The sequence below is a fragment of the Streptomyces sp. NPDC025651 genome, from assembly GCF_055558735.1.
On the sequence record NZ_JBVHLZ010000008.1, the window covers coordinates 221,875 to 235,987 of the forward strand.

Consider the following 14,113-nt stretch of genomic DNA (forward strand, 5'->3'; position numbering starts at 1 on the left):
TTCTCCGGATGCTATCGGTTGCGAGCCACAACTGGGCAAGCCAGGAAGCCGAGTCGGCGGCCGAAGAGTGTTGACAGGGTGTGATCTTCTTCGCGAAGAAAACACCCCAAACCGGGCATTCAGCCCTGGAATCGATACTCTTCGAGCAGTCGACGACCAATGATCATTTTCTGGATCTCGGCGGTACCTTCACCGATCAGCAGCATCGGAGCCTCCCTGTAGAGGCGCTCGATCTCGTACTCCTTCGAGAAGCCGTAACCGCCGTGAATCCGGAACGCGTCCTCCACGACTTCTTTGCAGTACTCGGAGGCGAGGTACTTCGCCATCCCTGCTTCGAGGTCGTTTCGTTCCCCGGAGTCCTTTTTGCGAGCTGCATTCACCATCATCGCATGGGCGGCCTCGACCTTGGTAGCCATCTCGGCCAGCTTGAACTGGATGGCCTGGTGCTGGGCGATCGGCTTCCCAAAAGTGTGACGTTGCTGGGCATATGAGACACCGAGCTCAAATGCACGCTGAGCGACGCCGCAGCCACGCGCCGCGACATTGACGCGGCCGACTTCGACACCGTCCATCATTTGGTAAAACCCACGGCCCGTGACGCCGCCGAGTACGCGATTGGCCGGAATTCGCAGCCCGTCCATGATGAGTTCGGTCGTGTCGACGCCCTTGTAACCCATCTTGTCGATCTTGCCGGGGATGGTGAGGCCGGGGCGGACCTCTCCGAAGCCGGGCTCCTTCTCGACGAGGAAGGTGGTCATCGACTTGTGCGGCGCCGTACCCTCGGGGTGTCCTTCGTCACTTCGGCACAGGACGGCCACCAAAGTGGAGGTGCCGCCGTTCGTCAACCACATCTTCTGGCCGTTGAGGACGTACTCGTCCCCGTCCTTGACGCCCTTCGATGTGATGGCCGACACATCGGAGCCGAGCCCCGGCTCCGACATCGAGAACGCGCCGCGCACCTCGCCGGCCGCCATGCGCGGCAGGAAGGTCTCCTTCTGCTCCTGCGTGCCGTGCTGCTTGAGCATGTAGGCGACGATGAAGTGGGTGTTGATGATGCCGGAGACCGACATCCAGCCACGCGCTATCTCCTCGACGCACAGCGCGTAGGTGAGCAGCGACTCGCCCAGGCCGCCGTACTCCTCCGGGATCATCAGGCCGAAGAGGCCCAGTTCCTTGAGGCCGTCGACGATCTGCTGCGGGTACTCGTCACGGTGCTCCAGCTCCGTCGCGACAGGAATGATCTCCTTGTCGACGAAGTCCCGGACGGTGGAGAGGATCTCCTGCTGAATGTCGGTGAGACCGGCGGTCTGCGCGAGTCGGCTCATGGGGTCACTTCTCCTGGGACTTGGCTGCGACGTTCAAGGGCGTGGGGCGGCCGGGCTGTTCGCCGCCGCGCTCCTTGACGTACGTCTCGGTGGGCACCATCACCTTGCGGCGGAACACGCAGACGAGCGTGCCGTCCTGCTTGTAGCCCTTGGTCTCCACGTGGACGATCCCGCGGTCCGACTTGGACTTCGAGGGGGTCTTGTCGAGGACCGTCGTCTCGCCGTAGATCGTGTCGCCGTGGAAGGTCGGCGCCACGTGCTTGAGCGACTCGATCTCCAGGTTGGCGATGGCCTTGCCGGAGACGTCGGGGACGGACATGCCGAGGAGCAGCGAGTAGATGTAGTTGCCCACGACGACGTTCTTCCCGAAGTCCGTCGTCTTCTCCGCATAGTTGGTGTCCATGTGGAGGGGGTGGTGGTTCATGGTGAGCAGACAGAAGAGGTGGTCGTCGTACTCGGTGACCGTCTTGCCGGGCCAGTGCTTGTACACGGCGCCGATCTCGAACTCTTCGTAAGTGCGGCCGAACTGCATGGTGTCCTACGCCTCCGGAGCCTCGAACTTGGACGTGCGCTGCATGCCCGCCGCACGGCCCTTTCCGGAGATGACGAGCGCCATCTTCCGGCTCGCCTCGTCGATCATCTCGTCGCCGAGCATCGCCGAGCCCTTCTTGCCGCCCGCCTCGGACGTGTAGTACTCGTACGCGTCCAGGATCAGCTCGGCGTGGTCGAAGTCCTCCTGGGAGGGCGAGAAGACCTCGTTGGCCGCCTCGACCTGGCCGGGGTGCAGGACCCACTTGCCGTCGAAGCCGAGCGCGGCGGCGCGGTTCGCGACCTCGCGGTAGCCGTCGACGTTCTTGATCTGGAGGTAGGGACCGTCGATCGCCTGGAGGTTGTTGGCGCGGGCGGCCATCAGGATCTTCATCAGGATGAAGTGGTAGGCGTCGGCCGGGTAGCCGGGCGGCTGCTCGCCGACGACCAGGGACTTCATGTTGATCGACGCCATGAAGTCGGCCGGGCCGAAGATGATCGTCTCGACGCGCTGGGAGGCCTCGGCGATCGCGTTGACGTTGTTGAGGCCCCGCGCGTTCTCGATCTGCGCCTCGATGCCGATCTTGCCGACCTCGAAGCCCATCGTCTTCTCGATCTGGGTGAGCAGCAGGTCGAGCGCCACGACCTGGTCGGCGCTCTGGACCTTCGGCAGCATGATGCAGTCGAGGTTCTGGCCCGCGCCCTCGACCACCGTGACGACGTCGCGGTACGTCCACTCCGTCGTCCAGTCGTTCACGCGCACGACCCGCGTCTTGCCCGTCCAGTCGCCCTCGTTGAGGAACTTGACGATGGTGTGCCTGGCCTCCGGCTTGGCCAGCGGCGCGCAGGCGTCCTCCAGGTCGAGGAAGACCTGGTCGGCGGGGAGGCCCTGGGCCTTCTCCAGGAAGCGGGGGTTGCTTCCCGGGACCGCCAGGCACGAGCGGCGCGGGCGAAGGCGGTTGATGGGCGCTGTCATGCGGGGACCTCCAGAGGGTCGAGGTTGTTCGCTTTCCGGATCTCGTCGACGATACGGCCGATGATCTCCGTGATGCCGAAGTCCTTGGGCGTGAAGACGGCGGCGACACCCGCGCGCTTCAGTTCCTCGGCATCGGCGTTGGGGATGATGCCACCGACGATCACGGGGATGTCGGTGGCGCCCGCCTCGCGCAGCCGGTCCAGGACGTCGGGCACGAGTTCGGCGTGCGACCCGGACAGGATCGACAGGCCGACGCAGTGCACGTCCTCGGCGAGCGTGGCGGACACGATCTGCTCCGGGGTGAGCCGGATGCCCTGGTAGACCACCTCGAACCCGGCGTCGCGGGCCCGCACGGCGATCTGTTCGGCGCCGTTGGAGTGGCCGTCCAGGCCCGGCTTGCCGACGAGGAGGCGGAGCCTGCCGCCGAGCTCGTCGGCCGTGCGGTCGACCTTGCGCCGGACCTCGGCCAGCGGCGTGCCCTCCTCGGCGGTCACCGCGACCGGCGCAGAGGAGACCCCGGTGGGCGCGCGGAACTCGCCGAAGACCTCGCGCAGCGCCCCCGCCCACTCGCCGGTGGTGACCCCGGCGCGGGCGCACTCCAGGGTGGCCGCCATGAGGTTCTCCGTCCCCTCGGCCGCCTCCTTGAGCCGGTCGAGGGCCTGCCGGGTGGTCGGGAAGTGGTACGGGTCGCCGTTGCCCTGCCGGTCCGACGACTCCTGGCGCGTGGTGCGCCAGTCGCCGATGGCCCGCACGACCTTCGCCTCGACGGCGTGGTCCACCGTCATGATCGCGGCGTCCAGGTCGGCGGTGAGCGGGTTCGGCTCGGTCGACTCGTACACGTTCACGCCGACGATCTTCTCGTCGCCGGCCTCGATCCTGGCCCGGCGCTCGGCGTGCGAGGAGACGAGCTGGGACTTGAGGTAGCCCGACTCGACGGCGGCCATCGCGCCGCCCATCTCCTGGATCCGGTCGATCTCGGTGAGCGACTCGGAGACCAGCTCGTCGACCTTCTTCTCGATGACGTGCGACCCGGCGAAGATGTCCTCGTACTCCAACAGGTCGCTCTCGTGCGCGAGGACCTGCTGGATGCGCAGGGACCACTGCTGGTCCCAGGGGCGGGGAAGGCCCAACGCCTCGTTCCAGGCCGGGAGTTGCACGGCACGCGCGCGTGCGTCCTTGGAGAGCGTGACGGCCAGCATCTCCAGGACGATCCGCTGGACGTTGTTCTCCGGCTGGGCCTCGGTCAGGCCGAGGGAGTTGACCTGCACGCCGTAGCGGAAGCGGCGCTGTTTCGGGTTCTCGATGCCGTACCGCTCGCGCGTGATCTGCTCCCAGATCCGCCCGAACGCCCGCATCTTGCACATCTCCTCGATGAAGCGGACGCCCGCGTTCACGAAGAAGGAGATGCGGGCCACGACGTCCCCGAACTTCTCCTCGGGGACCTGCCCGGAGTCGCGTACGGCATCGAGAACCGCGATGGCGGTGGACATCGCGTACGCGATCTCCTGGACCGGAGTGGCCCCCGCCTCCTGGAGGTGGTAGCTGCAGATGTTGATGGGGTTCCACTTGGGGATGTTCGCCACCGTGTACGTGATCATGTCGGTGGTGAGGCGCAGGGAGGGGCCCGGCGGGAAGACGTGCGTCCCGCGCGAGAGGTACTCCTTGACGATGTCGTTCTGCGTCGTCCCCTGGAGCTGGGTGATGTCCGCGCCCTGCTCCTCCGCGACCACCTGATAGAGCGCCAGGAGCCACATGGCGGTGGCGTTGATCGTCATCGAGGTGTTCATCTGCTCCAGGGGGATGTCCTGGAACAGGCGTCGCATGTCACCGAGGTGCGAGACCGGCACGCCGACCCGGCCGACCTCGCCGCGGGCGAGGATGTGGTCGGGGTCGTAGCCGGTCTGCGTGGGCAGGTCGAACGCGACCGAGAGGCCCGTCTGCCCCTTGGCGAGGTTGCGCCGGTACAGCTCGTTGGACGCCTCCGCCGTGGAGTGACCGGCGTACGTCCGCATGAGCCACGGCCGGTCCTTCTGACGCTCTGTCATGCTCCGCTGCTCCTAGCTGGGTTCAGACGTTGCGGAAACGGTTGATGGCGTCGATGTGCTTGGCCCGCATCTCCGGGTCGCGCACGCCCAGGCCCTCCTTCGGGGCGAGCGCGAGGACGCCGACCTTGCCCTGGTGGAGGTTGCGGTGGACGTCGTAGGCCGCCTGGCCGGTCTCTTCCAGCGAGTACACCTTGGAGAGGGTGGGGTGGATCTTGCCCTTGGCGATGAGGCGGTTGGCCTCCCACGCCTCGCGGTAGTTGGCGAAGTGCGAGCCGATGATGCGCTTCAGGGACATCCACAGGTAGCGGTTGTCGTACTCGTGCATGTAGCCCGATGTGGAGGCGCAGGTGGTGATGGTGCCGCCCTTGCGGGTGACGTAGACGCTGGCGCCGAAGGTCTCGCGGCCGGGGTGCTCGAAGACGATGTCGATGTCCTCGCCGCCGGTGAACTCGCGGATGCGCTTGCCGAAGCGCTTCCACTCCTTCGGGTCCTGGGTGCGCTCGTCCTTCCAGAACCTGTAGCCCTCGGCGCTGCGGTCGATGATCGCCTCGGCGCCCATCGAGCGGCAGATGTCCGCCTTCTGCTCGCTGGAGACGACGCAGATGGGGGTGGCGCCGCCGGCGAGCGCGAACTGTGTGGCGTAACTGCCGAGTCCGCCGCTCGCGCCCCAGATCAGGACGTTGTCGCCCTGCTTCATGCCGGCGCCGTTGCGCGAGACCAGCTGGCGGTAGGCGGTCGAGTTGACCAGTCCGGGCGCCGCGGCCTCCTCCCAGCTCAAGTGGTCGGGCTTGGGCATGAGTTGGTTGGACTTGACGAGCGCGATCTCGGCGAGGCCGCCGAAGTTGGTCTCGAAGCCCCAGATGCGCTGCTCGGGGTCGAGCATCGTGTCGTTGTGGCCGTCGGAGGACTCCAGCTCGACGCTCAGGCAGTGCGCGACGACCTCGTCGCCGGGGTTCCAGGCGTTCACGCCGGGTCCGGTGCGCAGCACGACGCCCGCGAGGTCGGAGCCGATGATGTGGTACGGCAGGTCGTGGCGCTTGGTGAGCTCGCTGAGCCTGCCGTAGCGCTCCAGGAAGCCGAAGGTCGACAGCGGCTCGAAGATCGAGGTCCACACGGAGTTGTAGTTCACCGAGGAGGCCATGACGGCCACCAGCGCCTCGCCGGGGCCGAGTTCGGGGATCGGCACCTCGTCCAGGTGGAGGGACTTGCGGGGGTCCTTGTCGCGGCTGTCCAGGCCCGCGAACATCTCCGTCTCGTCCTTGTGCACGGTGATCGCGCGGTACGAGTCGGGCAGGGGGAGAGCGGCGAAGTCGGCGGACTCGGCGTCCTGCGACTGAATCGCGTCCAGGATTTCCTTCACGGTTTTGCCTCCGGCGAAGAAGCGCCTACGGGAGCGCTGCTTGAGGGTTGCGTCGGGGTGCTGGTGGAGCTGTGTGGAGGTGTGCCGTCGGTTCGGCGAAGGGTGGTGCTCGGCAACCCCTTGGTGGGGCGTGGGAGGTGCCTGTGACGCAGGCGTCCGGGCGCACAAGCCGTGGCTTGAGGGGACAGCCGACGTACGGATGATCTCTGCACGCCGGCCGCCCGGACAACATCAACGTATGGCACCGCGTGCCAACGGGCAAGACACTGGGTGCCAGTATTTTTTGACCGATGATCGATCAGTGCAGGTCAGAGGGGGTGGCGGCATGTCAGAGGGGGCGCTACCGGTCGGTAGCGCCCCCTCGAAAGCCAAGGACGAATCGGGTGAAAACCTACCTAGAAGTGCCCGCGCGGCACCGTCACGAGCGCTCCCTGAGCGCCTTCTCGATGGTCCGCATGACCTCGTCCAGCGGCGCGTCCGTGCGGGCGACGGTGACGAGGACCTCACCCTGCGCGGAGACCGCCGCGGGGGCCGTCGCCGGCGAGGCGTCCCGGCCCGCGCCGATCCCCGTGCCGAAGGTGCGGCGGACGATGGCGAAGGCGTGGTCCAGATGGGTCTCCACGTCGCCCTGGCCGCCGGCCCGCAGCCAGCGCCGCAGGACGTGGTTGTGGGCCGTGACGACCGCGGAGGCGGCCACCTCGGCGAGCAGCGGGTCGTCGTTGCCGTCGTGGTGGGCCTGCTCGTCGAAGTGGCCCAGGAGATAGCGGGTGAACAGTCGCTCGTACCGGGCCACGGAGGCGATCTCGCGCTCGCGGAGCGTGGGGACCTCGCGGGTCAGGCGGTAGCGCTCCACGGAGACGGAGGGCTGCGCCGCGTACATCTTCATGACTTCCTTGATGCCGCGGCACACCGTGTCCAGGGGGTGCTCGTGGGGCGGCGCCGCGTTCAGCACCGCCTCGGCGCGGATCAGGGTGTCGTCGTGGTCCGGGAAGATCGCCTCTTCCTTGGAGCGGAAGTGCCGGAAGAAGGTCCGGCGCGCGACGCCCGCGGCGGCGGCGATCTCGTCGACCGTCGTCGCCTCGTACCCCTTGGACGCGAAGAGCTCCATGGCCGCCGCCGCCAGCTCCCGGCGCATCTTGAGCCGTTGGGCGGCGGCACGACTGCCCGCGGCGCTCTCCGGAGCGTCGGCGGTGGCGTTACGTGAGGACTTGGCGGCCTTGGACATGCCATGAACGTACTGCATATGCGCGCCGCGTTGCTCCTGCGGGACGGGGCCACCCGTGGGTCCGAGCAGCCCGCCCCAGTCCGTCCGTTCGCCCAGGAGCCCCTCGGAGGGCTCAGCGGCGGGCATATTCGCGGAAGCCGCGGCCCGTCTTGCGGCCGAGGCAGCCCGCGGCCACCAGGTGCTCCAGCAGCGGCGCGGGCGCCAGGCCCGGGTCGCGGAACTCGCGGTGCAGGACCTTCTCGATGGCCAGCGAGACGTCCAGGCCGACGACGTCCAGGAGCTCGAAGGGGCCCATGGGGTAGCCGCCGCCGAGCTTCATCGCGGCGTCGATGTCGTCGAGCGAGGCGTAGTGCTCCTCGACCATCTTGATCGCGTTGTTCAGGTACGGGAAGAGCAGCGCGTTCACGATGAAGCCCGCGCGGTCGCCGCAGTCCACCGGGTGCTTGCGGATCCTCGCGCAGACCTCGCGGACCGTGGCGTGCACGTCCTCTCCCGTGAGCACGGTGCGGACCACCTCGACGAGCTTCATCGCCGGGGCCGGGTTGAAGAAGTGCATGCCGATCACGTCGCGCGGGCGCGAGGTGGCGCGGGCGCAGGCGACGACCGGCAGCGAGGAGGTGGTGGTGGCCAGGATCGCGCCCGGCTTGCAGACCTTGTCCAGCGTCGCGAACAGCTGCTGCTTGACCTCCAGGTCCTCGGCGATGGCCTCAAGAGCCAGGTCGACGTCGGCGAGCGCCTCGTACGAACCGGTCGGCGTGATCCGCTCCAGCGTCTGCGCGGCGGCCTCCGCCGTCATCCTGCCCTTGTCGACGGAGCGCGAAAGGGACTTTCCGATACGGGACTTGGCGGTCTGCGCCTTCTCGTCGGTGCGCGCGGCGAGCACCACGTCGTAGCCGGCCTTGGCGAAGACCTCCGCGATGCCGGACGCCATCGTCCCCGAGCCCGCGACGCCGACCGAGCGGACCGTGCGGCCCTCGGCCCTCGGCCCGCCCTCCAGCGGGGTCAGCGCGTCGCGCACCACCTCCGCGCTGCCCGGCTCGGCGTACGTGTAGAAGCCGCGGCCCGACTTGCGTCCGGTCAGGCCCGCCTCGCTGAGCTGCTTGAGGATCGGCGCGGGGGCGTGCAGACGGTCGTGGGACTCCGCGTACATGGCGTCCAGGACCGTGCGGGCGGTGTCCACGCCGATCAGGTCGAGCAGGGCGAGCGGGCCCATCGGCAGGCCGCAGCCCAGCTTCATCGCGGCGTCGATGTCCTCGCGGGACGCGTACTTCGCCTCGTACATCGCGGCGGCCTGGTTGAGGTAGCCGAAGAGCAGTCCGTCGGCGACGAAGCCGGGCCGGTCGCCGACCGCCACGGGCTCCTTGCCCAGCGCGTACGCCAGGTCGGTGACCGCGGCGACGGCGGCGGGCGCGGTGAGCACGGACGAGACGACCTCGACGAGCTTCATCGCGGGCGCGGGGTTGAAGAAGTGCAGGCCCAACACGCGCTCGGGGCGGGCCGATTCGGCGGCCAGGCGGGTCACGGACAGGGCGTTGGTGCCGGTCGCGATGATCGTGTCGGGGCGCACGACCGCGTCGAGCTCGCGGACGATCTGCTGCTTGATCTCGTACGACTCCGGGGCGACCTCGATCACCAGGTCGGCGTCGGCGGCGGCCTGCAGATCGGTGAAGGTGCGGAAGCGGGCGAGGGCGTCGCGCCTCTCCTGGTCGGTGAGGCGCTCGCGGCGCACGGCGCGGGCGGTCGAGGCCTCCAGGGCGGCGACCGCCTGGGTGGCCGCGGCCTGGCTGATGTCGATGCCGATGACCTCGCGGCCCGCCCGGGCCAGGACCTCGGCGATGCCGGTGCCCATCGTGCCCAGGCCGATGACGGCGACGGTGTTCAAGGGAGCGTCCATGCGAGGACTCCAGGAAGGAAGAGGGTGACGACTGAGGGGCGCACGCGGGAGGGCCAACGGCCGTGCGGCGTGCGGAGAGTGGTGGTCTCGTGCCCGGGCGGCGCGAGGGCAGCGCCCGGTGAAGGAACCGACCGGCCCTGTCCCGGAGCCAAGTCGTACTGAGGTACCTGAGGTACCGAACCGACCTGCACTCACGACGGCTGCGTCACCAGGCCGTCGCGAGGAAGTGCTTGAGGGGAGTGTGCCCCGCTCACCTGAGATTAACCCGCGAGTAATGAGCGCGCCAGCCCTCGATGTTGACCGATGTCTGTGATCTACGTCGCGACCGCTGGGTAAGGCTTAGGCTCGCGGCCATGGATCAGGAGTTGCGGACGGTGACGGAACGTTTACGCGGTGAGTCGGGAGGGGGCAAGGAGTACGAGAGGCTGATCGGGACCGACGACCTCGACGAGCTCGCCGAGGTGCTCGTCTCGCCCGGGCAGCCCTTGTGGGCGCGGGAGTTGGCGGCCGTCAGGCTCGGCGTCGCGGGCGACCGCAGGGCCTTCGAGTCGCTCGTCCTGCTCCTCAACCACCGGGACCCGCCGCGGTGTGCCGCCGCGGCCCACGCCCTGGCACGGCTCGGCGACCCGCGCACGGCGCGCGCGGCGGCCGCCCTCGCGACCAACGAACTCCGCGTCGCCTACGCCCTGCACCCGGTGCGCCTGCTCACGGAGTTGCGCGCCCCGGAGTCCGTGCCCGCGCTGATCACCACGCTGGAGCGCAGGCTCGCGCCGCACGATCCTTTCGGCAAGATCGCGCTCGCGTGCGTGGAGGGCCTCGGCGCGCTCGGGGACGGCAGGGCCCGCCCGGTCCTGACGGCGGCACGCGCCCACCCCCGCCTCGCGGCCGCGGCATCGGCCGCGCTGGCGCGGCTGCCGGAGTGAGGCGGCCGCGGCTCGGTGGTGTGCGAGGCCCGGCGGCCGCGGCTCAGCGGAGGTCGCGGCCGTAGCGGAGCTCGGGTACGGACATGTCCCCCACCGTCCGGGGGTCGAGGGCGCCGTCCGGGGCGAAGCCCGCGCGCTCGTAGAAGCGTCGGGCGCGGGCGTTGCCCTCGACGACCCAGAGGCGCAGCCGCGGATGGCCGGACGCCGCGCAGCGGGTCACGCACTCCTCGGTGAGGGCTCGGCCCACGCCCGTGGAGTAGTGCTCCGGGTGGGCGTACAGCGCGTACAACTCGGCCTCGCCCGGTGGGAGGTCGGCGTCGCGTGCCGGGCCGAAGGCGGCCCAGCCGACGGTGCGGCCCGCGCGCTCGGCGACCAGGTCCACCGTGGCGGCGCCGCCACGGGCGAGACGCTCGCGCAGGTCCGCCGCGCCGTCCTCGACGCTGAGCGCGGCCAGGAACGAACGGGGCATCAGATCCGCGTACGCCGACTGCCAGCCGAGGACGCGGAGTTCGGCCACGGCCTCGCAGTCGGCTTCGGCCATCGTCCGGATGCGCAGGTCGGCCATCTATTCGGCCACCACCGCGAACGCCTCGATCTCCATCAGGAATTCGGGCGCGACCAACGAGGCGACCTGGACCGCCGAGGACGCGGGCAGGCGCTCGGGGTCCAGGAAGGCCTCCCGGGCGGCGCGCACCGCCGGCATGTGGGCCATGTCCGTCACGAAGTACGTCAGCTTGACGACGTCGTCGAACGTCGCGCCCGCCGCCGCGAGGCAGCGCCGCAGGTTCTCGAAGACCTGGTGGGCCTGCGCCTTTGCGTCGCCCACGCCGACCGGCCTGCCGTGCTCGTCGAGGGCCAACTGGCCGGATATCGCTACGAATCGGCCCGTCCCCGTCACGACGTGCGTGTACGCGGCGGCGGGGGCGACGCCCTCGGGGGCGCTGATGTGGGTCAGTCGGCTCATGCCCCCATGGTGGACCATGGCACTGACAGCGCCCCGCGCCCGGTCCCGGACGCGGCCTTGCCGCTCGGCGGCCCGGGGTCGGGCAGGGCCGGGCACACCGCGTCGATCCCGCCGCCGCCGACCGGGACTTCGCCGGTGGCCAGGTAGTCCGCCAAGTGCTCGTCCAGGCAGGCGTTCCCGCTGAGCGTGACGCCGTGGTTGCCGCCTCCCTGCTCGACGACCAGGCGGGATCCGCGCAGCTTGCGGTGCAGGGAGATCGCGCCGTCGTAGGGGGTGGCCGGGTCGTCGGTGGCCTGGAACAGCAGGACCGGCGGCAGCGCGGAGTTGGCGACGTCCGGCGGGGTGAGGGCGTGCGTGGGCCAGAACGCGCACGGGGCGTTGTACCAGGCGTTGTTCCAGGTCGAGAACGGCGCCTTCGCGTGCACCCTCGCGTTGTCCTCGCGCCATGTGCGCCAGTCGCGCGGCCACGCGGCGTCCCTGCACTGCACGGCCGTGTAGACGCTGTAGTTGTTCTCGCCGGATGCGTCGACCGCGCCGAGGCTCTCGTACGCCTCGACGAGCGGGGCGCTCCTGCCGCCGTTCACGTATGCCGCGAACGCCTCGGCCAGGCGGGGCCAGTAGCCGTTGGAGTAGCCGCCGGGGAGGAAGGTGTCCTCCAGTTCGGCGGGGCCCACCTTCTCGCCCGCGGGCTTCTTGGCGAGCGCCTTGCGCATCGCGTACCACTTGGCCTCGACCTTCGCGGGGTCCTTGCCCAGGCGGTACGTCGCGTCGTGCCGGGCGATCCAGGCCATGAGCGCCTTGTGGCGGGCGTCGAAGGCGTGGTCCTGGCGGAGGTTGTTCGCGTACCAGGTGCCCGTCGGGTCGACCAGGGAGTCGAGCGCCATGCGGCGCACCCGGTGCGGGTGGAGCTTGGCGTAGACGGCGCCCAGGTAGGTGCCGTACGAGTAGCCGAAGTAGTTGATGCGGCGTGCGCCGAGCGCCGCGCGGATGGCGTCCAGGTCCTTCGCCGCGCTGACCGTGTCGATGAACGGCAGGACGTCCGCGTACGTCGAGGCGCACGCCCGCGCGAACGCCCGTGCCCTGTCGACGTTGGCCTTCTCCAGGGCGGGCGTGGCCGGGACGGCGGCGGGGCGGACGGGGGAGAAGTGCCCGGGGCGGCAGTTCAGCGCGGGCTCGCTCCTTCCGACGCCGCGCGGGTCGAAGCCGATGACGTCGTACTGCGCGGCGACCTTCTCCGGCAGCGCGTCGGCGAAGGGACCCGCCATGCCGAGGCCGCTGCCGCCGGGCCCGCCGGGGTTCACCAGGAGCGGCCCCTGGAAGGTCTTCGCGGTGTGCGGGACGCGGGACAGGGCGAGGGTGATCCGCTGGCCATGGGGGCGGTCGTGGTCCAGCGGGACCTCCAACGACGCGCACTGGAGCGTCGGTCGGTCCTTGGTGGCGCACTTCTTCCACGCGAGCGGGGTGCTCGTGGCGGACGCGGCGTGCGGTACCGCCGTGAGGACGGCGGCCACCACGGCGGCGACCGAGCCGAGTGCGACGGCGCGCTTCTTCATCCGGCCTCCCGGGGCTGGGGCTGGGGCTGCGGGGCGGGGCCGGTGCCTGCCACGACCCCGGACGCATCGTCCCGGAAGCCGGGACGGGGAGGGCGGGTTCGGCCGAGGGATGACCCGAAAGGGGAAGCGTTCCTACCGGGGGTCCGCAAGGAGGCCCGCAGGGAGGCCCGCAGGGAGGTCTTCAGGGAGCTCTACAGAAGCGTGAGCTGCGTCGGGCCCGCCGCGGGCTCCGGCTCCTCGGGGACGCGGATCCGCCGCGCGGCACCCGCGCGCGTGGGGCCGATGCCGAACTCCTCGGCCAGCTCGTGCACATGGCGGGTGATGCGGCGCTGGTACCACTTGGGGGCGTAGGCGCCCTCCGCGTACAACCGCTCGTACCGCCGCACCAGATGGGGGTGGTGGCGCGCGACCCACGCCATGAACCACTCGCGCGCGCCCGGCCGCAGGTGCAGCACGAGGGGCGTCACCGAGCTCGCGCCGGACGCGGCGATGGCCCGCACCGTGGCGCGCAACTGGTCGGGGTGGTCGCCGAGGAAGGGGATGACGGGCGCCATCAGGACCCCGCAGCCGATGCCGTGCCCGGTCAGGGTGCGTACGACGTCCAGGCGGCGCTCGGGGGCGGGCGTGCCCGGCTCGACGGTGCGCCACAGCTCGTGGTCGGTGAAGCCCACGGAGACGGAGATCCCGACGTCGGTCACGGCGGCCGCCTGGCGCAGCAGGTCGAGATCGCGCAGGATCAGCGTGCCCTTGGTCAGGATCGAGAAGGGGTTTCCCCGGTCGCGCAGTGCCGCGATGATCCCGGGCATCAGGCGGTAGCGGCCTTCCGCCCGCTGGTAGCAGTCCACGTTCGTGCCCATGGCGATGTGGTCGCCGTGCCAGCGCGGCGAGGCGAGGTGGCGGCGCAGCAGTTCGGCGGCGTTGACCTTGACGACGATCTGGCTGTCGAAGCCGAGGCCGGTGTCCAGGTCGAGGTAGCTGTGCGTCTTGCGGGCGAAGCAGTAGACGCACGCGTGCGTGCACCCCCGATAGGGGTTGACCGTCCACTCGAACGGCATGCGGGACGCGCCCGGCACCCGGTTCACGATCGACTTGGCCCGGATCTCGTGGAACGTGATCCCCCGGAACTCAGGGGTGTCGAAGGTCCGCGTGGTGACCGCGTCCGCGCCGAAGAGCGCGGCGTCCGCGGTGCCCTGACGCGGCCCGTCGGAGAGATTCTCCCAGCGCATGACGCCTCCTCTGTAGCTCTGACCACAGAATAGAACACGTGTTCCCTTGATCGTGCGGCTAGATACAATACAGAGCTGTACCGTATTGTTTTTC

At 69.8% G+C, this 14,113-nt stretch carries 12 protein-coding genes; 1 reads left to right on the top strand and 11 read right to left on the bottom strand.

Going from position 1 to position 14,113, the window contains the following annotated elements; genetic code table 11:
• Positions 1-119: 119 nt before the first annotated feature.
• From ACZ4D5_RS27480 to ACZ4D5_RS27510, 7 genes are all read right to left on the bottom strand, one after another.
• Positions 120-1,325, bottom strand: coding sequence for an acyl-CoA dehydrogenase family protein (locus ACZ4D5_RS27480; RefSeq protein ID WP_467775084.1), 1,206 nt, complete (start codon positions 1,323-1,325; stop codon positions 120-122).
• 4 nt (positions 1,326-1,329) lie between these two features.
• Complete coding sequence (locus ACZ4D5_RS27485) at positions 1,330-1,857, bottom strand: MaoC family dehydratase (protein ID WP_467775085.1); 528 nt, start codon at positions 1,855-1,857, stop codon at positions 1,330-1,332.
• Between the two features lie 6 nt (positions 1,858-1,863).
• Entirely contained in the window at positions 1,864-2,829 is a 966-nt protein-coding gene (locus ACZ4D5_RS27490) for an HpcH/HpaI aldolase/citrate lyase family protein (protein WP_467775086.1), read from the bottom strand.
• The gene (locus ACZ4D5_RS27495) at positions 2,826-4,874 is read right to left on the bottom strand and encodes a protein meaA (protein ID WP_467775087.1); all 2,049 of its coding nucleotides are present in this window, start codon (positions 4,872-4,874) and stop codon (positions 2,826-2,828) included. Before ACZ4D5_RS27495 ends, ACZ4D5_RS27490 begins: the two co-directional genes overlap by 4 nt.
• 22 nt (positions 4,875-4,896) lie before the next feature.
• Positions 4,897-6,234, bottom strand: coding sequence for a crotonyl-CoA carboxylase/reductase (ccrA, locus tag ACZ4D5_RS27500; protein WP_467775088.1), 1,338 nt, complete (start codon positions 6,232-6,234; stop codon positions 4,897-4,899).
• 418 nt (positions 6,235-6,652) lie between these two features.
• Complete coding sequence (locus tag ACZ4D5_RS27505) at positions 6,653-7,477, bottom strand: TetR family transcriptional regulator (RefSeq protein WP_467775341.1); 825 nt, start codon at positions 7,475-7,477, stop codon at positions 6,653-6,655.
• Positions 7,478-7,571: 94 nt separating this feature from the next.
• A complete protein-coding gene (locus tag ACZ4D5_RS27510) occupies positions 7,572-9,353 on the bottom strand; it encodes a 3-hydroxyacyl-CoA dehydrogenase family protein (RefSeq protein WP_467775089.1) in 1,782 nt (593 codons plus the stop codon).
• A gap of 353 nt (positions 9,354-9,706) precedes the next feature.
• Here ACZ4D5_RS27510 and ACZ4D5_RS27515 point away from each other — a divergent pair, with 353 nt between their 5' ends.
• On the top strand, positions 9,707-10,276 hold the full coding sequence (locus ACZ4D5_RS27515) for an adenylosuccinate lyase (RefSeq protein WP_467775090.1): 570 nt from the start codon (positions 9,707-9,709) through the stop codon (positions 10,274-10,276).
• Positions 10,277-10,319: 43 nt separating this feature from the next.
• On the opposite strand, the gene ACZ4D5_RS27520 is transcribed toward ACZ4D5_RS27515, so the two are convergent.
• The 4 genes from ACZ4D5_RS27520 to ACZ4D5_RS27535 all read right to left on the bottom strand — a co-directional run bounded on the left by ACZ4D5_RS27520 (position 10,320) and on the right by ACZ4D5_RS27535 (position 14,019).
• Positions 10,320-10,841 carry a GNAT family N-acetyltransferase gene (locus tag ACZ4D5_RS27520; RefSeq protein WP_467775091.1) on the bottom strand — a complete coding sequence of 174 codons (522 nt, stop codon included), beginning with the start codon at positions 10,839-10,841 and terminating at the stop codon, positions 10,320-10,322.
• The gene (locus ACZ4D5_RS27525) at positions 10,842-11,240 is read right to left on the bottom strand and encodes a RidA family protein (protein WP_467775092.1); all 399 of its coding nucleotides are present in this window, start codon (positions 11,238-11,240) and stop codon (positions 10,842-10,844) included.
• Positions 11,237-12,793: an alpha/beta hydrolase gene (locus tag ACZ4D5_RS27530; RefSeq protein ID WP_467775093.1), complete on the bottom strand. Its 1,557-nt coding sequence runs from the start codon at positions 12,791-12,793 to the stop codon at positions 11,237-11,239. Before ACZ4D5_RS27530 ends, ACZ4D5_RS27525 begins: the two co-directional genes overlap by 4 nt.
• A 191-nt stretch (positions 12,794-12,984) precedes the next feature.
• The gene (locus ACZ4D5_RS27535) at positions 12,985-14,019 is read right to left on the bottom strand and encodes an Rv2578c family radical SAM protein (protein ID WP_467775094.1); all 1,035 of its coding nucleotides are present in this window, start codon (positions 14,017-14,019) and stop codon (positions 12,985-12,987) included.
• Between the last annotated feature and the right edge of the window lie 94 nt (positions 14,020-14,113).

Excerpts from the sequence above, each read along its gene's own strand:
- ACZ4D5_RS27480 (WP_467775084.1), bottom strand. The coding sequence starts at position 1,325 with ATGAGCCGACTCGCGCAGACCGCCGGTCTCACCGACATTCAGCAGGAG.
- ACZ4D5_RS27485 (WP_467775085.1), bottom strand. The coding sequence starts at position 1,857 with ATGCAGTTCGGCCGCACTTACGAAGAGTTCGAGATCGGCGCCGTGTAC.
- ACZ4D5_RS27490 (WP_467775086.1), bottom strand. The coding sequence starts at position 2,829 with ATGACAGCGCCCATCAACCGCCTTCGCCCGCGCCGCTCGTGCCTGGCG.
- ACZ4D5_RS27495 (WP_467775087.1), bottom strand. The coding sequence starts at position 4,874 with ATGACAGAGCGTCAGAAGGACCGGCCGTGGCTCATGCGGACGTACGCC.
- ACZ4D5_RS27505 (WP_467775341.1), bottom strand. The coding sequence starts at position 7,477 with ATGCAGTACGTTCATGGCATGTCCAAGGCCGCCAAGTCCTCACGTAAC.
- ACZ4D5_RS27510 (WP_467775089.1), bottom strand. The coding sequence starts at position 9,353 with ATGGACGCTCCCTTGAACACCGTCGCCGTCATCGGCCTGGGCACGATG.
- ACZ4D5_RS27515 (WP_467775090.1), top strand. The coding sequence starts at position 9,707 with ATGGATCAGGAGTTGCGGACGGTGACGGAACGTTTACGCGGTGAGTCG.
- ACZ4D5_RS27520 (WP_467775091.1), bottom strand. The coding sequence starts at position 10,841 with ATGGCCGACCTGCGCATCCGGACGATGGCCGAAGCCGACTGCGAGGCC.
- ACZ4D5_RS27525 (WP_467775092.1), bottom strand. The coding sequence starts at position 11,240 with ATGAGCCGACTGACCCACATCAGCGCCCCCGAGGGCGTCGCCCCCGCC.
- ACZ4D5_RS27530 (WP_467775093.1), bottom strand. The coding sequence starts at position 12,793 with ATGAAGAAGCGCGCCGTCGCACTCGGCTCGGTCGCCGCCGTGGTGGCC.
- ACZ4D5_RS27535 (WP_467775094.1), bottom strand. The coding sequence starts at position 14,019 with ATGCGCTGGGAGAATCTCTCCGACGGGCCGCGTCAGGGCACCGCGGAC.